Origin of the sequence: Nostoc spongiaeforme FACHB-130 (assembly GCF_014698475.1) — a bacterium.
Lineage (GTDB): Bacteria > Cyanobacteriota > Cyanobacteriia > Cyanobacteriales > Nostocaceae > Nostoc_B > Nostoc_B spongiaeforme.
In genome coordinates this window covers 11,429-35,341 of record NZ_JACJTB010000030.1, presented here as the reverse complement: position 1 = coordinate 35,341, position 23,913 = coordinate 11,429, and the positions used below count along the sequence as shown (strand labels likewise).

At 40.1% G+C, this 23,913-nt stretch carries 12 protein-coding genes and 1 pseudogene; 8 read left to right on the top strand and 5 right to left on the bottom strand.

Annotation, left to right across the window (positions count from 1 at the left end; all coding sequences use genetic code 11):
* Positions 1 to 47 precede the first annotated feature (47 nt).
* The 5 genes from H6G74_RS20130 (at position 48) to H6G74_RS20110 (ending at position 11,792) form a co-directional block, all read left to right on the top strand.
* Positions 48 to 4,082 (top strand): CHAT domain-containing protein, encoded by a 4,035-nt coding sequence (locus H6G74_RS20130; protein ID WP_190969357.1) that lies wholly within the window; start codon positions 48 to 50, stop codon positions 4,080 to 4,082.
* A gap of 225 nt (positions 4,083 to 4,307) precedes the next feature.
* Positions 4,308 to 6,530, top strand: a complete 2,223-nt coding sequence (locus H6G74_RS31760) for a substrate-binding domain-containing protein (protein ID WP_190969356.1) — start codon at positions 4,308 to 4,310, stop codon at positions 6,528 to 6,530.
* An 83-nt stretch (positions 6,531 to 6,613) separates the two neighbouring features.
* Positions 6,614 to 6,763 (top strand): hypothetical protein, encoded by a 150-nt coding sequence (locus H6G74_RS20120; protein ID WP_190590166.1) that lies wholly within the window; start codon positions 6,614 to 6,616, stop codon positions 6,761 to 6,763.
* Positions 6,764 to 6,776: 13 nt separating this feature from the next.
* Entirely contained in the window at positions 6,777 to 7,280 is a 504-nt protein-coding gene (locus H6G74_RS20115; RefSeq protein WP_190590165.1) for a phage tail protein, read from the top strand.
* Positions 7,281 to 7,286: 6 nt separating this feature from the next.
* Positions 7,287 to 11,792 carry a hypothetical protein gene (locus tag H6G74_RS20110; protein WP_190969355.1) on the top strand — a complete coding sequence of 1,502 codons (4,506 nt, stop codon included), beginning with the start codon at positions 7,287 to 7,289 and terminating at the stop codon, positions 11,790 to 11,792.
* Between the two features lie 7 nt (positions 11,793 to 11,799).
* Here H6G74_RS20110 and H6G74_RS20105 read toward each other — a convergent pair.
* Both H6G74_RS20105 and H6G74_RS20100 read right to left on the bottom strand, forming a co-directional pair.
* Positions 11,800 to 11,944: pseudogene (locus tag H6G74_RS20105) on the bottom strand (WYL domain-containing protein); the annotation flags it as partial.
* 193 nt (positions 11,945 to 12,137) lie between these two features.
* Complete coding sequence (locus H6G74_RS20100; RefSeq protein WP_190969354.1) at positions 12,138 to 13,484, bottom strand: pentapeptide repeat-containing protein; 1,347 nt, start codon at positions 13,482 to 13,484, stop codon at positions 12,138 to 12,140.
* Positions 13,485 to 13,825: 341 nt separating this feature from the next.
* Between H6G74_RS20100 and H6G74_RS20095 the strand changes: the two genes are divergently transcribed.
* Positions 13,826 to 14,683 carry a tetratricopeptide repeat protein gene (locus H6G74_RS20095; protein WP_190969394.1) on the top strand — a complete coding sequence of 286 codons (858 nt, stop codon included), beginning with the start codon at positions 13,826 to 13,828 and terminating at the stop codon, positions 14,681 to 14,683.
* Positions 14,684 to 14,924: 241 nt separating this feature from the next.
* On the opposite strand, the gene H6G74_RS20090 is transcribed toward H6G74_RS20095, so the two are convergent.
* Positions 14,925 to 15,323 (bottom strand): response regulator, encoded by a 399-nt coding sequence (locus H6G74_RS20090; protein WP_190969353.1) that lies wholly within the window; start codon positions 15,321 to 15,323, stop codon positions 14,925 to 14,927.
* 227 nt (positions 15,324 to 15,550) lie between these two features.
* Between H6G74_RS20090 and gyrA the strand changes: the two genes are divergently transcribed.
* Complete coding sequence (gene gyrA / locus H6G74_RS20085) at positions 15,551 to 18,073, top strand: DNA gyrase subunit A (RefSeq protein WP_190969352.1); 2,523 nt, start codon at positions 15,551 to 15,553, stop codon at positions 18,071 to 18,073.
* Positions 18,074 to 18,566: 493 nt separating this feature from the next.
* Positions 18,567 to 18,749 carry a chlorophyll a/b-binding protein gene (locus tag H6G74_RS20080; RefSeq protein WP_190969351.1) on the top strand — a complete coding sequence of 61 codons (183 nt, stop codon included), beginning with the start codon at positions 18,567 to 18,569 and terminating at the stop codon, positions 18,747 to 18,749.
* A gap of 128 nt (positions 18,750 to 18,877) precedes the next feature.
* Here the strand turns inward: H6G74_RS20080 and rpoD are convergent, their stop codons facing one another.
* Both rpoD and gyrB read right to left on the bottom strand, forming a co-directional pair.
* Positions 18,878 to 20,053, bottom strand: a complete 1,176-nt coding sequence (gene rpoD, locus H6G74_RS20075) for an RNA polymerase sigma factor RpoD (protein ID WP_190969350.1) — start codon at positions 20,051 to 20,053, stop codon at positions 18,878 to 18,880.
* 1,844 nt (positions 20,054 to 21,897) lie between these two features.
* The gene (gene gyrB / locus H6G74_RS20070) at positions 21,898 to 23,835 is read right to left on the bottom strand and encodes a DNA topoisomerase (ATP-hydrolyzing) subunit B (protein WP_190969349.1); all 1,938 of its coding nucleotides are present in this window, start codon (positions 23,833 to 23,835) and stop codon (positions 21,898 to 21,900) included.
* Between the last annotated feature and the right edge of the window lie 78 nt (positions 23,836 to 23,913).

The window sequence follows — 23,913 nt, the reverse complement described above, 5'->3', positions numbered from 1 at the left end:
ACGATCGCTACAATCTAGGATAAACAAAACCTTCAGAGTATGTGCAGATGCTCACGCAGCTATGGCAGTGGCTTAAAACACATTCAAACCAGCCCACTAGTAGTAAACAGACTTTAAAAACTGTTAGCGAACAGGAAATGGTAGAACCACTTCCTGAATTAACTAATGCTGATTTGGAACTTCTGTTTACCCAACTGCTAGAAGGGGTGTATCAAGGACGGGGACAACAATGGGCAATCAAATATCTCCAGCGAATGGAAGACCGAATTAGTACCGAACGTTGGATAGATTGGTTACTCATTTATGGTGAACGATTGTTAATCTCCCCAGCGCCGCCTAATCAGCAGTTAGCCTCGCAGATGATCCAACTAGGGGAACTGAATATCGGCAAAGTTGGTGAACTTTCCTATGACATTGGTATTCGTCTCATGACGCGCCATACCGATGATTGGGACGATGATTCTGAGGAACAACCTGTTGTCTCAACAACAAATGAAACAACAAATACTCCTGGACAAAATTTACTGCGGAATTTGGGCGAGTCGTTATGGGAGTATGAGGAATTACCACCTCCAGCAACTGCACAACCTCCAGAAAATGCAGTTAATCAGGTTCCAGATATGACATCATCCTCGGAAGTTTCTACAGAGAATGTCGCAGAAATTATTTGGGAGTATACAGGGGAAGAATTTGTAGTTAGTACCATACCCCAAGCAGAACCCGCTCAAAATACAGATATCCCGATTTGGGAATATTCTGGGGAAGCATTTACCACCACAGCAGAGGAAACTAGCACCGATGATTTAGCTACCAGTCTTTGGGGTGATCCCACAGCCGAATTGACAGATAGTCCACCGCCTCTAGAATACGCCACGGAAAACACAGATATTCCCACTTGGGAGTATGCACCAGAAACGGCACTAGATAATTTAGCTGCTAGTCTTTGGGGAGACACCGCCGCAGAATTGGTAGATAATCCACCACCCCAGACTACAGAAAACGTGAATACATATACTGGGGAAGCAGAAAGAACAACAGCTACCAGAGAAGACACCGCAGAAGAATTTGCACCATCAGCAACAGTGGCTTTTTTGCCTCCGGCGGCGGAAGATGTGATTGGTAATTTGGGTGAATTGTCACTAGAATATCCAGATGAACTAGCCAGACTGGCGCGAACAGGTGTTGCTGAAAATGCTTGGGATCAATATCTGGCAAATTTAGATCCCACTGTTGCCTACACTTTAGATGAATTGTTGGGCAGGTTGGATCAAAGCGCCCATTTAGTACAGCAATTGGCAATTAATCTGACAACACAATCTAGTCCGTCTCCCCCAACTACGCCGAATCCAGCTAATACGGCAATTCAAGCCCAAGCTTGGTTTTATCAAGGTTTGCAACAAGCCAAAACAGGGGATTTGGCAGGTGCGATCGCATCTTATGACCGCGCTATAGAATTACAACCGGAATCCCCTGAATATTGGTTTAATCGTGGCTTGACTTTGTTCCATTTAGAACGATTTGCCGAAGCAGTGGCGGCTTATGACACAGCAATTGACCTGAAACCAGACCATTACAAAGCTTGGTACAATCGTGGCGGTACGCTGGGAGAATTGGGATTATTTGCCGAAGCGATCGCATCTTTTGGTCAGGCGATTGCAATTCACCCCAATTACCCCGAAGCTTGGGCGAGTCAGGCTTTGGCGTTGTTGAAGTTGGGGCAAGTTTGGGAGGCCATTACCAGTTACGATCAAGCTTTAGAATTGCAACCCCAAGACCCGGAAACCTGGTATTACCGAGGCATTGCTTTAGCGGTTAACGAACAATATGAAGATGCGATCGCTTCTTATAATCAAGCTTTAGAACTGCAACCCGACTATTACGAAGTTTGGATTGACCGGGGTGTGGTGCTGTTTAATTTGAGACAGTGGTCAGAGGCGATCGCTTCTTGGGATAAAGCCTTAGCAGCCCAATCTGATTTTTATTTGGCTTGGTATAACCGGGGTGTGGCACTGGATAACTTAGGTAGGCGGGAAGAAGCGATTGCCTCCTACGAAAAAGCGATCGCTATTAAACCCGACTTTCATTTAGCTTGGTATAATCAAGCAGTCGCTTTGTTTTATTTAGAACGCTATACTGAGGCGATCGTTGCCTACGACAACGCACTACAAATTAAACTTGATTATTGGGAAGCTTGGATTGGACGAGGAACAGCAATCGGTCATGTACCAGAAAGTCATGTCTTCAATTTATTAACTAGCGTCGCCATCAATTACCCAGCTTTAAGACAAGGCGGTTATATAGGTAAACTCGCCAGCTATGAACAAGGGCTGAAACACATTCGCCCAGACACTCACCCAGAAGGTTGGGGTAGATTACATTTGGCGATTGGCAATACCCATTATGAGCAAGGTAAAAAACAACCGACATCTCGTCAACATTGGCGCAAATCTGTATTTGAATACAACCAAGCCTTATTAACTCTCAGTTGGGAAGGATTTCCCCAATTACATTTAGAAATACTGCAATCTTTAGTCAAAGTTCTGTTAGGTTTAGGACAAATTACCCAAGCCCAAGAATTACAACAACGGGCGGCTAATTTATTGCAAGTATTGTTGAGTGATGCTGCACGTTCTGATGAAAGTAAAAAACAGTTGGCGCTAAAATTTGCGGGAATTGGGCAATTAGGCGTTGACTTTTTAGTAGAATCGGGTGATTTAGTAGAAGCTTGGGAATTAGCAGAACAAATTAAAAATGCTTGTTTGCAATGGCTATTGTTTGGCTGGCAAAATGAAATTTATTTCCTGAATTATAACTCAGTTCAAGAGTTACTGAATCCCAATACGGCAATTATTTACTGGCATATTAGCCCAGCAGCACTGCACACGTTTATTATTAAAGATGGCGCTCCTTCGCCAATTTTGGTGTTTATTCCGGTACAAGCACGAGGTAATATTTCATCAGCAAATAATAAGCCTTTACAAGAGTTACCATTACCAGAAGCAACGCAAAGATTGATTGCTTTTGAACATTGGTTAGAAGATTGGCATAGAACTTATCAAGATTATTGTGAACAAGCCCAAGACCCCCAAACTAAAGGCAATCATGTTTGGCGATCGCAGATGGAACAAAGGCTGTTAAATCTGCAAAAAATTCTGGAAATTTCCACAATTACTCAAGAACTAGAAGGGATTACTAACCTCATTTTAATTCCTCACCGCGACTTAGCCAGATTGCCTTTACACCTGTTGTTTAATCTGCCTAATTCTGACGCAGAAATGCTCAATCTTCCAGCAAAATTTATTACAAATTATTTGCCTAGTATTCAAGTAGGGTTAAACTTACAACCCAGAAATATAGAGAACTGGCAAGAACAGATATTACTCAGTATTGAATCTCCAGCACAGACAAATTATGCACCACCAAAATTTGCCAAGTTGGAATCAGAAGTTATTACCCAGATGTTTGAACAGCCCCAACGCATTCAAGCAGAAGCCGCTACTAAAACTACTGTCGAGAAAGCCTTAGCTGATGATTACAATATCTTGCATTTTACAGGGCAAGTTATCAACAATTTCATCGACCAGAGTAAATCAGCATTCCAATTAGCAGGAGAAGATAAACTGACACTTGCAGAAATCTGCCAAAAAAACCTCACTAGTTACAATTTAGTATTCCTATCGGCGTGTAAATTTGCAAGTCATCTTAACCAAAATATTACTACTGAATATGTCTCTTTGGTGAATGGTTTTCTGTGCGGTGGTGTTCCGCAAGTTATCAGCACTTTGTGGAATGTGGAATCATCGGCGAGTGCATTATTAATTATCGAATTTTATCGCCGCCTACAAGTCAACAAATCACCAGCCACGGCTTTAACAGAAGCAACTACATGGTTGCAAGAAGTCACCGCCGGCGAATTGGCTATTTGGTATGAAAATTTAATTAAAACTCTGCATCCAGATGAGTTAAGAATTAGAACTTATTTAGCTACCCATTTATATAGAATTAGCAAAATAGTTCCTGAGAGAAAGCCTTATAATCATCCTTATTATTGGGCAGGTTTTATCATTACAGGAAGAAGCTAATAGTAGGGGACAGGTGACAGGTTTAAAAGTTTTGTGGTGTCTCAGTTTGATTATTTATCGATGTCCCAAGCAACTTGGCTACTGCTATAAGTAGCTGTTTTGAAGAAATAAAATAATAAAATCTTTCTTCCCCACTCCCTATTTCTTAGCGGAAAGTCTAATGGCTTTGGGCAAAAATTCAGTATAGGATGCGGCAGATAAGAGCGATCGCTAAGGGTTTCCGTCGTGGTTTATGAACAAATCAAAGCCAAATTACCGCAGAGGTTTTTCCCAAAATCAAAAAACCCACCAGTTGTAGAACTGGAACCGATTTTAACTCCTGTAACTTTGCAACCACCAACGGCTATAGGCGTGGATATCATCTACCGCAAATATCGCTGCTGGAGGGGAAATACTTTAGGCTGTGAATGGCCAGAAAAAACAGTAGAACAAAACCCGACGGCTAAAATTTGTCAAAATTGTGGTTTTCCGGCGATTATCCCTGCTAAAACTGAATTTCGGGGATATAAAGGGCGGTATCGCATAGATAAGTATATCGGAAATCGCGGTATAGGGCGTTTATATCAGGGGATACAGCTAACAGACCAACAGCCAGCAATTATTAAAGAATATTTATTACCTCAACTGGCTTTTAACGCTGAAGAAACCAGAGATAGAAAACAAGCCTTTGAACGCTTGGCTGGTTTGAGTTTAGCTGATGGAAGAATTCAAGATATCCGGTTAAATTTTCCTTGGGATGCAATTTCTGACCCAATTGCTGAACGCTGCTATCTTGTTACTAATGGCAATATCGATGCTTATCCTACTCTCAGGACATACTTAAAAGCTACTAATAAACCAATGTCTGAGAGGGAAGTGTATCGTGTGCTTGACCAAGTATTACAAACTCTGCAATTTCTCCACGGTCAAAAATTTAGTCTACCGACTGGACAAATACAACAGGGAATCGCTCACGGTAATATTAATTTAGATAGTCTGCTAATTATGGCAGATACCGCAGAATTTTTTATTCATTTAACAGATTTAACATTATGGGAAAATTTATTTAATTTATCAACTAGTAAGCCAGTGATTTCGACTGTAGCTAAAGACTTAGTTGATTTAGGCTATGTAGCTTTTTATTTATTACAAGGTAATATTTTAGCAGCAAATATTGACCCCAAAAAAGAACAATATTGGCAAGGGGTTACTCTTGAGTTTAAAGCTTTTTTATTCCGGCTTTTAGGATTGGATAAACCCTTTAATAATGCGGAAGAAGCGAGAGAAGCATTATTACGAGTTTATCAGGTTTTACCAAGGGAAATATTAATAATTGCAGAACAACCAGAAACCCCTAAAGCCAAACTTTATCGTCCGTCGATATTACTAGTAAGTATTTTGGGGGGATTATTGTTATGTGGATTGATAGTATGGCTAGTCCAGCGATGGAAATCTCCAGAAACTGCGATGGAAGAACCTGTAGTTTGCTGTTTAAAAAGTGTGACTGGTGTACCTGGGGGTAAATTTAACTATACTGGTGAAAAAGACAGCACTTGGAGTTTTATCAGGCGACAAAGCAATTTAATTTTGCAAAATCAAACACTGGAAGAAAAGTTAAAAGCAAGTCAACCAAAATTACAGTTAAACTATCAACCAGAGGATAGTATAAAACAAGTGATCGCCAGCGTCAAAGATAAGCAGAAAGATTTTGCGATCGCTAATATGCTAGAACCATTGACTCCAGAACTAAAACATCAAGAATTTGCTTATGATGGTTTAGTAGTATTTGTGGCTTTTAGCTACTCCAAGCGTGATAAAAGTCTACCACGAGCTTTGAATGGTCAGATTAGTATTCAGCAATTACAAGATTTATACACAGGTAAAATTACTAATTGGCAACAATTAAAAGGCTTCAATTTACCTAAATTACCAGTTAATCTTTACATACCAAAAGACGCGGAAACTATCAGAATTTTTGAACAGCGAGTACTCAGGAATGAAGAAGCGATCGCAACTTTCCGTTATTTAAAAGAACAGCAAGAATCAAACACATTTTTTACTTCTTTATCAACGTTAGAGATGCTACGACAAGTACTAAATGACTTTGAAAAAAATAAAATTCCTATTGGTAGTATTGGTTTTTCTCCACTCAGTCAAGTATTTGGTCAGTGTTCTGTTTATCCTTTAGCTATAGCAGACAAAGATAAAGCCGCAGTTCAAACTTTAGTACAAGATAATGGAAAGCCAATAGATCCCAACACTGACTTATGTGATGATAAAGGCAGTTATCAGCCTAACATCCAAGTATTTAAAACAGGTAGCTATCCCCTCAGCTATCCATTAGTTGTATTGTATCCGGGGGATAACAGCCGTCCTCCCATCGGTCAAAAATTTGCGGAAATGCTAAGAACCGCAGAAGTACAGCAAATATTAGAGAAAACTGGTTTAGTACCGCTAAGTCGTCAATAAAGCATTAAAAGTAGACTATTGGCTAATTGTCGATGTAACAAATTGGCTGATATATATAAATCTATTTCTCCAATTGTTTAGCTATGACCGATGACAGTAATCAGCAAAAAAAACTTGCCAAGTTAGCAGGTAAGGTAATGTGCGATCGTCAATTGTTATGGAAATTGACAGATAAAGTTTATGAACTGATGAAGGAAGATTTACAGCAGCAAAAAGAAAGACTTAAAAATTAGATAGGAGTGAGTTATGGCTAATACTAGCCGAGAATTAAACTATGTTACCGCTAATAGATTTTATGTCGAGATTGAAAGTAATATTACCGCCTGTTTTACAGAATGCCAAGGCTTAGGTGTAAATATCAAAACTGAAAAATTTGCTGAAGGTGGTGTGAATAATCAACAACGAGTCTTGTTAAGTCCCGCAGATTTTTCTGATGTTACTCTCAAACGGGGAATTACAAATGACTTAACTTTTTGGAATTGGATGAATAAAATTTTAAGTGGCGCAATAGAACGGCGTAACGTCAATATTTTAGTGTTTAATCAAGCTGGTGAAACCATGCAATGTTGGACTTTAATTGGTGCTGTACCTATCTCATGGAAAGCACCAGGTTTAAGCGCCGATTCTAGCACAGTTGCTATTGAAGAATTAACTTTAACTTATGAAGGCTTAAAAGTTGATAAAACAAGGTCTGGCGGTGCATCAATTTTATCAGGACGCGATAGTTCAGGTTCATTTGCTAGTAATTAAAAGTATATGACAGAAAATCTGACAATGGGTTTTAGTTCAGAACCTTCAGAACCAGACCTAAATCTAGGTATAAAGCACCCTTTATTACCTCATCAACCTTTAGGAAGTAAATTTATCAGTCCTAAGTTTTTATCACCATTAGGAGCAAAATCACTATCAAACTTTGATTCTTCTATATTTTTTAATCCAGTCATCACAGATTTCAACATCATTGAAAATTCCTTTCAAGATTCACCTTTTTTTTCTGAATCTAAATCACAGCATTTCAATACACCAAGTCATTCTGAAGGAAACAAAGTCACAAAAAACAGTTCAAATTCACCCAACATTCAACAAAAATCAGCAGGAAATAGTTCTAGTTTAAGTGGAGATATATTAAAGAATCAGGACAGTGATATCAGATTATCTCCAAGTGAAGCGATCGCAAATATAGATATAACCACACCAAATACTAATTATAGCAACCCAGAAATAGAAAATAATGATATTAGCGAAATAAATAAATTATCAAACACACCTCAACAATCACATATAATATCATCCACTTCTGACAATAAAGACTCAAAATTAATTCAACCACAAATCAAGACTAATAATTCTGTTACAAATCAAAAAAATGAGACTCTACCCAATCCATCGCAACCAAGACAACACACATCACTAACTATTCAAACGCAAGCAGATAGTAGTAACTCTGTCTCTCTTGAAGCAGAGATAGTAGAAATGGAATATTCACAAACTGAGTTAAGTGAAAAAGCGATCGCACCTTCCATTACGGGTACAGAATCAGATATCATTCAAGCAAAATTAGATAGTGATAATTCTGTCTCTTCTCAACCAGAGATAGTAAAAACTGAAGACTCAAGAACTGAATCAAATCAAACAGCGATCGCACCTTCCAATACTGCTACAGAATCAAACATTATTCAAGCAAAAATAGATAGTAATAGTTCTGCTTCTTTTCAACCAGATATAGTAGAAATTGGCGACTCACGAACTACGTCAAGTGAAAAAGCGATCGCACCTTCTAATCCTGTTACAGAATCACCAATTATTCAACCAAAAACAGGTAGTGATAATTCTGTCTCTTCTCAACCAGAGATAGTAAAAACTGAAGACTCAAGAACTGAATCAAATCAAACAGCGATCGCACCTTCCAATACTGCTACAGAATCACCAATTATTCAACCAAAAACAGGTAGTGATAATTCTGTCTCTTCTCAACCAGAGATAGTAAAAACTGAAGACTCAAGAACTGAATCAAATCAAACAGCGATCGCACCTTCCAATACTGCTACAGAATCACCAGTTATTCACCCAAAATTAGATAGTGATAATTCTGTTTCTCCTCAACCAGAGATGGTAGAAACTGAAGACTCACGAACTAAGTTAAATAAACAAGCGATCGCACCTTCCATTACAGGTACAGAATCACCAATTATTCAAGCGAAATTAGATAGTCATGATTTTACTTCTCTCCAACCAGAGATAGTAGAATCTGACTACTCACAAACTGAGTCAAATAAACAAGCGATCGCACCTTCTAATACTGGTACAGAATCAGATATTATTCAACCAAAAATAGATAGTCATGATTCGGTTTCTCTTCCGTCAGAGATAGTAGAAAATGACCACTCACGAACTGAGGTAAATGAAAAAGCGATCGCACCTTCCAATACTGCTACAGAATCAGATATTATTCAACCAAAAATAGATAGTAATAATTCTGCTTCTTCTCAACCAGAGATAGTAGAAACTGACGACTCACGAACTACGTCAAGTGAAAAAGCGATCGCACCTTCCAATACTGCTACAGAATCAAACATTATTCAAGCAAAAATAGATAGTAATAGTTCTGCTTCTTTTCAACCAGATATAGTAGAAATTGGCGACTCACGAACTACGTCAAGTGAAAAAGCGATCGCACCTTCTAATCCTGTTACAGAATCACCAATTATTCAAGCAAAAATAGATAGTAATAATTCTGCTTCTCCTCAACCAGAGATATTAGAACTTGACGACTCACAAACTGAGTTAAAACAACAAGCGATCGCACCTTCTAATCCTGTTATAAAACCAGACATTATTCAACCAAAACTGGATAGTAATAATTCTGTCTCTCCTCAACCAGGAATAGTTGAAAATGACTACTCACTAACTGTGTCAAATGATAAGGCGATCGCACCATCTAATATTGATACACAATCAGAGATTATTCAGCCAAAACTAGATAGTAATAATTCTGTCTCTCCTCAGCCAGAGATTTTAGAAACTGATCATTCACGAACTGAGTTAAAGCAACAAGCGATCGCACCTTCTAACACTGGTACAGAATCAGAGATTATTCAAGCAAAATTAGATAGTGATAATTCTGCTACTAATCAACCAGAGATAGTAGAAACTGAAGACTCACGAACTACGTTAAATGAAAAACCAATCGCACCCTCTAATACTGCTACAAAATCATCAGTTATTCAACTAAAAACAGGCGGTGATAATTCTGCTTCTCCTCAACCAGAAATAGTAGAACCTGACTACTCACAAACTCAGGTAGCTACAGAATCACCAGTTATTCAACCAAAATTAGATAGTCATAATTCTGCATATCATCAAGCAGAGATTTTAGAAATTGACCATTCACGAACTGAGTTAAACGAAAAAGCGATCGCACCTTCTCATACTGCTACAGCATCACTAATTATTCAACCAAAAACAGGTAGTGATAATTCTGTCTCTTCTCAACCAGAGATAGTAGAAATTGACCCCTCAAGAACTGAATCAAATCAAACAGCGATCGCACCTTCCATTACGGGTACAGAATCACCAGTTATTCACCCAAAATTAGATAGTGATAATTCTGTTTCTCCTCAACCAGAGATGGTAAAAACTGAAGACTCACGAACTACGTTAAATGAAAAAGCGATCGCACCTTCTAACACTGGTAGACAATCACCAATTATTCAACCAAAAGTAGATAGTGATGATTCTGTCTCTACTCAACCAGAGATAGTAGAAACTGAACATTCGCAAACTGAGTTAAATAAACAAGCGATCGCGCCTTCCAACACTGGTACAGAATCACCAGTTATTCAACCAAAATTAGATAGTGATCATTTTGTTTATCCTCAACCAGAGATGGGAGAAATTGAACATTCACAAACTGTGTTAAAAGGAAAAGCGATCGCACCTTCTCATACTGCTACAGCATCACTAATTATTCAACCAAAAACAGGTAGTGATAATTCTGTCTCTTCTCAACCAGAGATAGTAGAAATTGACCCCTCAAGAACTGAATCAAATCAAACAGCGATCGCACCTTCCATTACGGGTACAGAATCACCAGTTATTCACCCAAAATTAGATAGTGATAATTCTGTTTCTCCTCAACCAGAGATGGTAGAAACTGAACATTCGCAAACTGAGTTAAATAAACAAGCGATCGCACCTTCTAACACTGCTACAGAATCAAACATTATTCAAGCAAAAATAGATAATAATAATTCTGTCTATCCTCAACCAGAGATGGTAGAAACTGACGACTCACGAACTGGGTTAAGTGAAAAAGCGATCGCACCTTCCAACACTGCTACAGAATCAAACATTATTCAAGCAAAAATAGATAATAATAATTCTGTCTATCCTCAATCGGAGATAGTAGAAATTGGCGACTCACGAACTGGGTTAAGTGAAAAAGCGATCGCACCTTCTCATATTGCTAAAGAATCACTAATTATTCAACCAAAAACAGATAGTGATAATTCGGACTCTACTCAATCAGTTGTAGAGGAAATTGAACACTTACTAACTGCATCAAATCAAGAACAGATTACACCTGCAAATACTAGTACAGACTCAGAAATTATTCAGCTAAAAATAGATAGTAATTTAACCCATGATAATCTAAAAATTACATCGAAATCAGCAGAGCATAGCTTAAATAAAACAGAAATTCCTCAATTACCTAAAGCTTTAAAAAATATCTCGATTTTTTCTCAACTTTCTCAAGTATCGAAATCTACATCGTCTCTAATCAAAGATAAAACAAATTCACCAAAAGTTACTCAGACTCTTTCTCAATCTCCGAATCCTACTTACAACATTCAAAAAAAACCAGCACAAGATATACCAAATTCATGGTCAAATATTGCTGAATTATTTGATGAAATTCAAGTTAATAGTATTAGTCCACAAACTATTATACAAACGCTCAGAGAAAATAACCAATCTTACAATAAGCCAAAAGCTGTAAAACAAATTAGAAGTGTAGGTAATGATTTTCCAAACAAGGAAAATTCTATGCAATTTATCCAAGCCAGTTATGAAACATTTAATTCAGAGGATTCTGTTCAACAAGATGATAGCAATTCATTAACTAACGAAGATTCTACTTCAGAAGATGAATCGAAAAACTTAGATACTCTTGCACGCGAAATATACAAGATGCTGAAACAGCGTTTGGATATAGAAAGAGAACGCCGAGGAAATAATTATTCCGGGCGTTTACCTTGGTAAATTTATCTCAGGAATCAATGTTTAAATCATAATGCTGACAAAGGGTTTTGAGTTTTTCTTTGATGAGCGATCGCACATTATTCTGGCAATACAATCACACAATCTGGTGCATATTGCATTACTTCTCGAATAAACCAAAATGTACTAGAGACACTTCCCTTGGGTTCTTTACCTGTAGATGTTTTGGTGTACATATAATTAATAGTACTGTTGTACGCTAAAGTTACACCCAAAATACTCTAAACTACCCGAAACGAGTATAAGAGTTGGAGAGTTTGAGAGTGCAAGGGTTTTGAACACCTACACCTGTTAGCCCTGCCTCCTGCCCCCTGCCTTCTTCCATAACTATCTCCCCAACAAGTTGGGAATACCTTCACAACCGCCGGGAATGGTGGCTCTAGTTGCTTCTCCACCCCAAGCACAGCAGTAGTAACGGTTAGTTTCAGACATTCTTTGGACGTTGGTGAAATCGGCATTTTCAATGACCGCACCTGTATGTTCACCCGTTTCGTAGTTGGGTGGTTCTGTGCGGCTACGGGGTGAGGCTTTTTCTAAGGAGCCATAAAATAAGCGCACTCCATTGAGGTCTGCGCCTCTGAGATTGGCATTATACAAAATGGTGCGCGAAAGATTGGCTTTTACCAAGTCGCAATCACTCAGGTTAACACGAACTAAATTCGCTTCACTCAAGTCAGTCCAGCGTAAATCTGTTGCTGAAAGGTCGGCGGCGGCTAACATTACACCTAAGTCAATTACACGCACACCTTCTAGGCGGTCTTCTTCATAACCACCCATACCATTGAGAATGGCTCGACCTAAGCGCCGATCGCGTTTTAAGGGTGTGAGCAATTTAGAACGGGATAAAAAGCGGAGAATTTTGGCTTTACCGCTACCATCAACACTACTAAAAATGGCGGCTGTGCGACCTTCGGCGATCGCTCTTTCTTGGGGCCAGTCTTCTAGTAAGCCTTCTTCATCTAACACCAAGTCAGAAACGCCCTGGAAATAAGAATCAATTGTCTGTTGTTGAGTAATGATATTTTGTTGAACTGTCAGCAAATTTTGTTGAATGGTCAGGTCTTTGGAAATTACATACTGTCGCCACGCTACATAAACAGCAATGATGGCGATTAAAATTTGCCCCAACGCCCCAAACCATTCGGCTAATGTTCCCGAAGCTTCCCAGTTGATTTTTCGCCCAAACATCAGTAAGCGATCGCCTGTACCAGAAAATTTGATCAAGCCTACCAATGCGGCGATTAATCCTAAAAAACCCACAAACAAGGTTCTGTCTTCTGGTGTAAACCATTCTTTGAAGACATATTGCAACCAAGGCAAGAGCATCGCTAGAGATAATACCAAAGTCGCCAAGGTTCCCAAAATTCCGATTATCCAGTTATTGATGATCACTCCCAGCAAAGTCATAGCGATCGCTGCTACTGTTACTATTAATGCCCTGGGTTTAACTGTAAATTGCGGAATAGAGCGTTGCAATACCTGAGAACGGGCTTGCTGCATAACGGCATTATTTTGCGATGATTGCAAAGATGAAATCGCCGCTAAAGCTTGTTGTGCCGTCAGTGCTTCTGGATTTACATGATTATCCATCAAGCCATGATCGAAATCATTTGGCTCCTCTTCGGGTAAGGGTTCTGGGGTTTGGGGTTTGGGTGAGTTAGGTTCAATGGACATGCTTTCTATTCTGCCCCAGTAGACTCAGTTCAACAGCTGTTTTATGTTAACTGCTAACAGGTAGAATTCGGCACAGGGCGATCGCTAGTATAGTCATTTGGTGTGATTTTGGAAATTATCTGTGCAGACTGGGAGTAGGGAATAGGGAGTTGGGAATAAGTAATTCTTTATCACTGATTACTCTCTCGCTTCCATCAATCCCAACTCCCCACTCCCCAATCAATTAAGCTAAGGTGATGAATACAGCCATTGCTAACGACTGTAAACTTGGCCTGTCAGCTAAAGTGGAGATCGTTTAAGCTAACTGACAGATGATTCGATTTGTGGTAAGAGGCGGTAGTGTGCCTAAACACGTTGGTTTGATTTCTTTTCTGGTTGCCTGTAGTTTGTTGAGTTTACCCCAAGTGGCTCATGCACAGGCACTCGTTCCCCATACCCTGCAACTAGATCCAGCAAAACTGGAGAAGCAAGGGTTGGCTTTAGCCCAAGAAGCAGCGCAACTCGCTCAGTTTCAGCAGATTGATTTAGCTTTACCACGAGCGAGGTTGGCCAGCCAACTGGCTCCCAAAAATGATAAAGTGTGGCTGCTTTTGGGTGGTTTGCATTTACAAAATCGGGAATTTGCGCCGGCGCTTGCGGCTTTGAAAAAAGCACAATCGCTCAACCCCAAAAATGCCGATGTTTTTTTTGCGATGGGTTCGGCTAATTTTCAACAGAAACAGTATGATGCGGCAGTTACTAATTATCAAGCAGGTTTAAAGCTCAAACCCAATGACCCAGAAGCTTTGTTTGATTTAGGTAATGCCTACTATATGCTGGGTAAATTACCAGAGGCGATCGCCCAATATAATCAAGCTGTTGCCCAAAATAAAAAATTCTGGGCGGCAATTAATAACATTGGCTTAATTCAATACGAACAGGGTCAAACTGATGCCGCCATTAAGCAATGGCAAGCAGCTATATCTATCGATAAGCAAGCAGCTGAACCTTTATTAGCTTTAGCAGTCGCACTATATACTAAAGGCGATCGTCAACAAAGTTTGACATTGGGAGAAAACGCTTTACGTATTGATCAGCGTTATGCTGATTTAGATTTCTTAAAAGAAAATCTTTGGGGTGAACGTCTACTAACTGATACTAAGAAATTTTTAGAACTGCCCCGCATTCAAGCAGCTCTACAGCAACAACCCACACAGTAAGGAGTGCTGAGTAATGAGTACTGAGTAAAAAGACCGCTACGCGGTGTAGGGCATTTACCAAATATGATGGTTCTGATGATTAATCTCGACTCTTACTCAGCACTCAGCACTTTTTTCTCACTACTACTTGCGGAAAACCGTATCTTATAGTACATCTATACTAGGCAAAAGGAAAATATTCGCCCAAAAACACTGTGCTTTCGGGCGAATATTTTCACAGAGTCTAGTTAATTCCTAGCGGTCATGAATGGGGAAGCAGTGCCATGATTTGGTCAACAAATTGTTGGTGATCAACAACAGGCTTAGAGATGTAACCGTCAGCGCCGCTTTGCTTGAGGAAGTTCTCGCGATCGCCTTCCATCGCGTGTGCAGTCACTAAAATGATTGGTAAGTTGGCTGTTTGTGGATCAGCCTTTAACATTTGGGTAATTTTGATACCATCAACAGATTTACCTTGATAGACACTTCTAGACAAAGAAACATCCATTAAAATTAAGTCGGCGTTCCCAGATTGAGCAATTTGGATTACTTCTTCGACATTTTCGGTATGTTTTACATCTAGTCCACCGCGCTTAGTCAAAATTTTGGAAAAAACGCGAGCATTAATTAGATCGTCTTCAACAATTAAAACTGTTTTCATGAGAATTTTATTAATAGAGGTTAAGGGAAGAATGCACTGAGCAGCAAAGTTGTCTAGCTCTTTTTTAATCACTAATGTATGTTCCCGTCATCAAGGATAATACTACTGCCGTTTATCCTGTGGCTAACAAGATTGTGTTAGGAATGTCTTTTCATCCGTTATGCTGTGTTTGCTGCATTGTTCAGTTATAGAGATTTTTGTGTAGTTAACTTTCAGGGAAAAAACTCATGGCAAAACAGTTAAACCTTCTCTCAACGGGACAGGTAATTACAACAGCCTTGCACACCGAGATGCAAAGGTCTTATCTAGAATATGCCATGAGTGTGATTGTTGGGCGAGCTTTGCCAGATGTCCGCGATGGCTTAAAGCCTGTGCATCGGCGCATTTTATATGCCATGCACGAACTAGGCTTAACACCAGATAGACCGTATCGTAAATGTGCGCGTGTGGTGGGTGATGTACTGGGTAAATACCACCCCCACGGTGATCAAGCAGTTTATGATGCTTTGGTGAGGTTGGTGCAAGATTTTTCCAGCCGTTATCCTTTACTAGCAGGACATGGCAATTTTGGTAGCGTGGATAATGACCCGCCAGCAGCCATGCGTTACACCGAAACTCGTTTAGCATCCATTAGCCATGAGGGGATGCTGACAGAAATCGGTGAAGAAACTGTAGAATTTATCGGCAACTTTGATAATTCCCAGCAAGAACCCACAGTATTACCTGCACAGTTACCTTTTTTGTTACTCAATGGTTGTGCGGGAATTGCTGTGGGTATGGCTACTAATATTCCGCCGCACAATTTGGGGGAAATTGTTGATGGCTTAATTGCTTTAATCGACCAGCCAGATTTATCTGATGAAAAGTTATTAGAGTTAATTCCAGGGCCAGACTTTCCTACTGGTGGGGAAATTGTGGGTGATGCAGGGATTCGAGAAGCATACACCACAGGTAAAGGTGGAATTGTGCTGCGGGGAGTTGCCCAAATTGAAGAAGTTGCTGGCGGGAAGGGAACGAAGCGCCGGACAGCGATCGTAATTACGGAATTGCCTTATCAGGTGAATAAGGCTGGCTGGATTGAAAAGGTCGCAGAGTTAGTTAACCAAACTCGCTTACAGGGAATTTCTGATATTCGTGATGAAAGCGATCGCGAAGGAATGCGGGTAGTTATTGAACTCAAACGCGACACCAATCCCCAAGAAGTATTGCAACATTTGTATCATCAAACTGCTTTGCAAACTAATTTTGGGGCAATTTTACTGGCAATTGTTGAAGGACAACCCCGACAATTAAGCCTGCGTCAATTGTTACAAGAGTTTCTCAATTTCCGAGAAGCAACCCTCAACCGTCGCTATAGTTACGAACTAGGTAAAGCTGAAAGTCGCTTACACATAGTTGAAGGTTTACTCAAAGCTTTATCTCAAGTCGATGAAGTGATTAGTATTTTGCGCCAAGCTGCTGACGGTAGTACAGCCAAAATAAATTTGAGTAGTCACTTAAATTTAAGCGACACACAAGCAGATGCAATTTTAGCTATGCCTTTGCGTCGTCTCACTAGTTTAGAACAACAGAATTTGCAGCAGGAATTTGAGCAACTCACTTCACAAATTGCCTTATTGCAAAACTTACTTAGCGATCGCCGGGAATTGTTAAAGTCTTTGAAGAAAGATTTGCGATCGCTCAAGCGCAAGTATAGTGATCCGCGACGTACTAAGCTAGGCCCCAGCGTAGCCGAGGAATTACCCAAAAGCAAAACAGCAGAAGGTTCTAGAAGTCGTAAAACCGAAGAAACTGAAGAAAGTCTCGCCGTCGAACAGCCTGCGGAAGACGCAATTCTGGAGTTTACCCAACGGGGTTATGTCCGTCGCCTAGCCACCACTGGGAAAAAATCAAAAGTAGAAAATGGTCTACCAGACAATGATTTCCTCATCCAAACAGAATTAACCGATACAAACCAAGATTTACTCATTCTGACCAGTGGTGGCAAAGTTTATCCTGTGCGAGTCGGTGACATTCCCTTAACTACGGGTCGTTCTCCACGGGGAACACCATTAATTACCACACTCACTACTACAGCCCAAGGCAGTCAAGAACCTGTTGTCAGCCGCTTTTTATTACCAGCAGATTTCGACTCCAAGCAAATGATTCTCCTAACAAAACAAGGCAGAATCAAGCGGTTATCTTTGGCAGAATTTACCAACCTGACTCGTCGCGGAATTACAATTGTCAAACTCAAAGACGATGATGAATTGTTATTTACTCAATTCACCACTACAGGAGAGCATTTAATTTTAGCTAGTTCCGGTGGGCGATTATTGCGGTTTGCTGTCAATGACGAACAGTTAACAGTTATGGGTAGAACCGCGATGGGTTTACAAGCCTTTCGACTGTTGCGAAATCAGCAGATGGTTGGCTGTGCAACTGTGGGTAAAGATGACCAATTGCTGTTAGTGACTCAACAAGGATACGCCAAGCGGATGCCCGCAAGTCAATTAAGAGCAGCGAACCGTGGCGATTTAGGTACACAAGCACTGAAGTTTGCGAATAAAACTGACAACTTAGCCAGTATGGTGAAGGCAACTACCCCAGAAGTAGCACTCATCACAAATAAAGAGCGTGTAGTCCGGCTAACTGTAGATACAGTCCCGATTTTGAATAGGGATACAACCGGTGAAAGTATTCTGCAACTCAATCGAGATGAGAAAATTATTGCTGTTGTTGATGTGCGCTCTCATCTGGTTCAGTCTTGATTCGTAAGAATTCAGTAGTCAAAATGCAGGAAAAATCAGAAAAAATTATTGAAGAAGAACTCAGCAGTCAGAATTCACAAATCAGAACAAGAGTGTGTAGCGAATTTATGATTGCGGAACTCCCATAGCAGTCCTAAATCATTCGTGAAATTTCCTTTATTTTCCTTCCTCTCTTTCTTTGTGTCCTTTGCGTCCTTTGCGGTTCGTTAAAAAGAATACTTTTTCACAACTCAGATAGGATTGCTATATCAAATTTACAGATTAATGATCAACCGGAAGAGAGATTTTTCCGGTTATTTGTTTTGTTAACTAATACATAATCTGCCCCAAACCTTCATTGTTTATCAGAGAAAACAAATTTATTGGTATGAAAATAGTTTGAGGCGATCGCACTCTGGTAAATATCAATAAATGTTGCGTTTCTTAAAAAAGTTGTTATATTAGTTTACATAAGGCAATAAATCTTGAGTAAATCCAGTTTGGAGTTTTAACAATGACCAATACAACCACAAAAATCACCGCCCCTGTAGTGGAAGATCGCAATGCTTGGCGTTGGGGTTTCACTCCACAAGCAGAAATTTGGAACGGTCGTTTAGCAATGATTGGCTTTTTAGCTGCTGCATTGATTGAATTATTTTCTGGTCAAGGCTTTCTACATTTCTGGGGCATTCTTTAAGTTTTAAGTAATGTAACCAACTGTTCTCAGAATATGAAAAATAAAAACCTGGTAGCAATTAACTACCAGGTTGTTTATTGTTTTAGTTATTTGTCCTTAGTCAATTGTCATTTGCAAAAAACAGATGACTACCGGATATATTCTTTGAGGACGCTATTACGGTTGGGGTGGCGTAATTTGCGGAGGGCTTTGGCTTCGATTTGACGAATACGTTCACGGGTAACGTTGAAAATTTGGCCAATTTCTTCCAGGGTTTTCATCCGTCCATCATCCAAGCCGTAACGGAGTCTGAGAACATCGCGTTCGCGGGGGCTGAGGCTATCGAGGACTTTTTCTAAATCTTCACGCAACAAGTTCTTAGAAACTTGATCTTCTGGGGTTTCACCATCAGATTCAATAAAATCACCCAAGCGAGAATCTTCTTCTTTACCAATGGGGGTTTCTAAGGAAATTGGTAGCTGTGCAGATTTAGCAATAAACCGCAGTTTCTCGATGGTCATTTCCATCCGAGTCGCAATTTCTTCTTCTGTAGGTTTGCGACCCATTTCTTGAGAAAGTAGCTTGGTGGTTTTCTTAATCCGGGATATAGTTTCGTAAAGGTGAACTGGTAGGCGGATAGTACGAGATTGATCTGCGATCGCTCTGGTGATGGCCTGACGAATCCACCATGTAGCGTAGGTGGAGAATTTATAACCTTTTTCGTGGTCGAATTTTTCCGCAGCACGAATCAAACCAAGGCTACCTTCTTGAATTAAGTCTTGGAATGATAAACCACGGTTCATGTATTTCTTCGCAATCGAAACCACTAACCGGAGGTTCGACTGCACCATTTTATCTTTTGCTCTCCGGCCAATGTGCAGGCGGTAACGAAAAGCTGGCAACGGCAATTGTACTGCTTCTGCCCATTCACTATCACGAGGATCGCGATCTAACTGTTCTGAGAGTCTTTCTCTGACTCTTTCTAATTCCAGTAAATCGGCGATTTTCCGTGCTAATTCAATTTCTTCATCAGCCCGCAATAAGCGAATTCGCCCAATTTCTTGCAAGTAAAGACGAATCGAATCTTCGGTGTAATGCTTTTTCTTGCTTTGTGTGCGACGACGCGATTTAGCGGCTTTTCCAGACTTTGCGTCGTCCTCATCAGACTGAGGCTCTAAAAATTCATCCATATCGCCGTCATCAACGAGAAGCAAGTCTTCCTCTTCTTCGATCAGGAGGTCTTCTAACTCCTCGAAATCAGGCTGATTTATTATTTCTAGGTCAGGCTGAAAATTGCTTTCGAGTACGTTGTTAGCCTGGTTCATGCCGCGTTCCTCATGCTCCTTGCAGAATCAATTACTTCAATTACTCAAGATGTATTAGCACTCTTGTTATGAGGGCTATTTAACAACCGAAAAATCGGGTTTTAGGCTGTTTTCCCTGAAAACTTTTCGGTGGTTTTACTCCATTTTGGAGGAGTTATTTATTGAAGTGTGAAAAGTCGCATTGACTGCTGACTTACTCACTTTATTAACAGTCGCGTGTTGTTGTCGCACACAACTTTTAACTTGTTTGTTTAAAACAGGACTTGTCTTTGTGTTGCTCAAAAATTCACCACTTCATATAAACAATTATGATTGCTGGCATATTTTCTTACAAAGACTGTTCCGATTGTAGCCTGTTTCACAAAAATTGCACTCTTTTTGTGTGTTAATCATGAAGTCATTAAGTAAGTTAAAGCCACTATTATCAAAAAGATATAAAAAAGGGTAGGTATTCCCTTAAATTTTCTTTAAACCTTTTTGGAATTACAGTGGACTCATCTTTACATTCAAAGGAAATTACTCTCACCTTCACACAATTTTAGGTATTAACTACAACATTAATTACCGAGAAACAGTGTGTTTTATATTAACTTAGGCAAGAAGTCTTGAGAGGCATATTTTTACATTTCCTTCATAAATGACTCACCCCAAACAGTTATGCAGTCAGTCATGCTAGATAGAGCAACCAGAAAGATGCTGCTAATATCAAGACACCGAACTTTAGTTGATGCCAGTTACCTTAACTGAGGAGTTGAGGGTAAGGCTGAATCTGCCGGATGGCCTTCAATAAAGTTTTAACTGAGTTGGTCTTATTCACACATTAGCGCACAGATGAGATTTCAACCCTATGAATCTTGACAAACTGCTCCTATTGTATACAAGGATATTTTAATCAATTTATAAAGAATTTGACAGTTGCTAATTTAGATATTTATCTGTTCACGGCAAAAGTTTATTGGATACAGACAAATTAGCTATGTTAGCAAGACAACATCAAGATGTTTGCATGTACTATATTCCACAAATTTTTGTCGCTAGTAACTGGTAAGTTGGACATAAGTGAAGTTAGCGCCTTGGTGGAGAATCTAGTTAGTTAATTTTGCTCACGTACGCATATGTTAAATATACTACTGGTTTATGAAGAAAATGATGACTTTGTGTAATCTTCAACATCCTTAAACACTTAGCCAATTTTGTTGGTATACAAGATGAAGCTTCGCACTTCAAGGATAACAAATGCTTTTCCGGCTGGGAGGAAATTTGAATACACAAATTCTTGATTAGGATTTTTAATTTTGGCTAAATGCCCATAAAGTTGGGATTTAGGTATTAATCCCACTTGACCACTAACTTGACAAAAAAAAGTTTTTATGCACTTCTATGACAAAAAGAAAACTAATAACCTTATTAATTAATAATTATGTATTTTATCAAACAATTTTTAGAACCTGGAAATAATACTTATCACAAATTTACGTAGGGTTAGGGTTAGAGGTTAGAAGGAAGCCTTTAAAACTCTCTATTGCCTTGCTTTTGGTCGCCGGGGTCGAGGTGCTACCCCCGGATCTGTCTTAATGATAAGTCTTTCCGCGACACGATATAATCCAATAAGGTTCAGTTAAGAGAATAGTAGGTTGGGTGTAGCGATAGCGGAACCCAACAAAGTATGCGTAAATGTTGGGTTCCGTTCCTCCACCCAACCTACAGCAGTCTAAGTTGTTGCCTTAACTGAACTGTATTGCGATATCATCAGCCAGAATTTGATCGGACATAAAAAAAGGTAATGAGCGATCGCCCATTACCTACCATTACTGCACATCAGGATAATTGATATTAGCTTGATATTATATATCAAGTTCTGCTAAATTGAGTTTAGAACCGTAAGTTTCGATAAACTCGCGTCGAGGTGCAACGCGATCGCCCATTAAAATGGTAAAAATGCGATCGGCTTCGGCAGCGTCTTCAATTTCTACTTGCTTGAGGGTGCGGGTTTCTGGGTTCATTGTCGTTGTCCAGAGTTGTTCGGGCATCATTTCACCTAAACCTTTGAAGCGTTGAATGGTATAGTTCGCATTAGCCGGGAACTTGGCGATAGCTTGTTGTAGTTCTCTGTCGCTATAGCAGTACTCGTGATTTTTGCCGCGTTCTACTTTATATAAAGGAGGACAAGCGATATATATGAAACCTTGCTCGATGAGCGATCGCTGGTATCTGTAGAAGAATGTTAACAGTAATGTGCGGATGTGCGCCCCGTCTACGTCCGCATCGGTCATGATGATAATGCGGTGATAGCGCAGTTGGGTAGAGTCAAATTCTTCACCTTTTACACCTAAACCCAAGGCTGTGATTAACGCCTGAATTTCGTTGTTTTTATAGATTTTAGAATCGTCAGTTTTTTCGATGTTCAGGATTTTACCACGCAGGGGGAGGATGGCTTGAGTGCGGCGATCGCGTCCTTGTTTGGCGCTACCACCCGCAGAATCACCTTCCACAATATAAATTTCAGATTCGCCAGGATCACGAGAACTACAATCAGCTAATTTCCCTGGTAACGGCGAAGATTCTAAGACTGATTTGCGTCTGACTAATTCTCTGGCGTGACGTGCGGCTTCTGCGGCTTTAAAAGCTTGGATGGCTTTATCGAGGATAGAATCAGCAATGCTGGGGTGAAATTCCAAATACTCGGTTAACACTTCCCCGACGAGAGAATCAACAATCCCGCGCACTTCAGTGTTACCGAGTTTGGTTTTGGTTTGTCCTTCAAATTCAGGATCAGGGACTTTGACGGAAATGACTGCGGTTAAACCTTCACGGACGTGTTCACCACTGAGGTTGGGTTCATTTTCTTTGATTTTATTTCGTTTACGGGCGATCGCATTCAAGGTTCTCGTTAAAACTGCCTTTAAACCTTCTAAATGCGTCCCGCCATCAACGGTGCGGATATTATTAGCAAAACCTAGAACGTTATCTGTGTACGCATCAGTACACCATTGCAACGCCACTTCGATTTGAACGTTACTACGTTCTCCCTGGACATAAATAATTTCTTCATGGAGTGGCTGCTTCTCCCGGTTCAGGTAAGCGATATATTCTTTAATCCCACCCTTGTATTCATAAGTTTCGACCTTGGGTGTATCGCTTTTGAGAATTTCTAAACGATTGTCTGAGAAGGTAATTTTCACCCCTGCATTCAGATAAGCCAACTCTCGCAGACGGCCTGCTAGGGTGATGTAATCAAACTCAATACCAGTAGTAAAGATTTGAATATCGGGTTTGAAAGTTACAGAAGTCCCAGTTCTCGCTTCTTTATATGGCTTGGCTACCAATTCCGTCACCGGAACACCCCGTTCATAGCGTTGGGTGTGAACCTTTTTATCCCGCCAAACTGTAACTTCTACAACTGCAGACAAGGCATTTACTACAGAAATCCCAACCCCGTGCAATCCTCCAGAAACTTTGTAGCCGCCACCGCCAAATTTACCGCCAGCGTGCAGCACTGTCATTACGGTTTCCAAAGCCGATTTCCCAGTCCGCGAATGAGTATCAGTAGGAATACCCCGACCGTCATCTGTTACAGTCACAGAACCATCCGCATTAATCTCTATCTCTATGTGCGTGCAGTATCCTGCTAATGCTTCATCAACAGAGTTATCTACCACCTCATAAACTAAATGGTGGAGTCCTCGCGGCCCGGTAGAACCAATGTACATCCCCGGTCGTTTGCGGACGGCTTCCAGACCTTCCAGAACTTGAATCTGATCGGCACTGTAACTGCTCGTCATGAAAATTCTCCTGATGCGTGGGGTTGAAATCGCCAAAAGGCTGAAAAAGTAAAAACACACCAAAATTTTAACACAAAA

Bases quoted from the DNA above. Each gene is read 5' to 3' on its own strand.
- H6G74_RS20130 (WP_190969357.1), top strand. From the start codon at position 48: ATGCTCACGCAGCTATGGCAGTGGCTTAAAACACATTCAAACCAGCCC.
- H6G74_RS20120 (WP_190590166.1), top strand. From the start codon at position 6,614: ATGACCGATGACAGTAATCAGCAAAAAAAACTTGCCAAGTTAGCAGGT.
- H6G74_RS20115 (WP_190590165.1), top strand. From the start codon at position 6,777: ATGGCTAATACTAGCCGAGAATTAAACTATGTTACCGCTAATAGATTT.
- H6G74_RS20110 (WP_190969355.1), top strand. From the start codon at position 7,287: ATGACAGAAAATCTGACAATGGGTTTTAGTTCAGAACCTTCAGAACCA.
- H6G74_RS20100 (WP_190969354.1), bottom strand. From the start codon at position 13,484: ATGTCCATTGAACCTAACTCACCCAAACCCCAAACCCCAGAACCCTTA.
- H6G74_RS20090 (WP_190969353.1), bottom strand. From the start codon at position 15,323: ATGAAAACAGTTTTAATTGTTGAAGACGATCTAATTAATGCTCGCGTT.
- gyrA (WP_190969352.1), top strand. From the start codon at position 15,551: ATGGCAAAACAGTTAAACCTTCTCTCAACGGGACAGGTAATTACAACA.
- H6G74_RS20080 (WP_190969351.1), top strand. From the start codon at position 18,567: ATGACCAATACAACCACAAAAATCACCGCCCCTGTAGTGGAAGATCGC.
- rpoD (WP_190969350.1), bottom strand. From the start codon at position 20,053: ATGAACCAGGCTAACAACGTACTCGAAAGCAATTTTCAGCCTGACCTA.
- gyrB (WP_190969349.1), bottom strand. From the start codon at position 23,835: ATGACGAGCAGTTACAGTGCCGATCAGATTCAAGTTCTGGAAGGTCTG.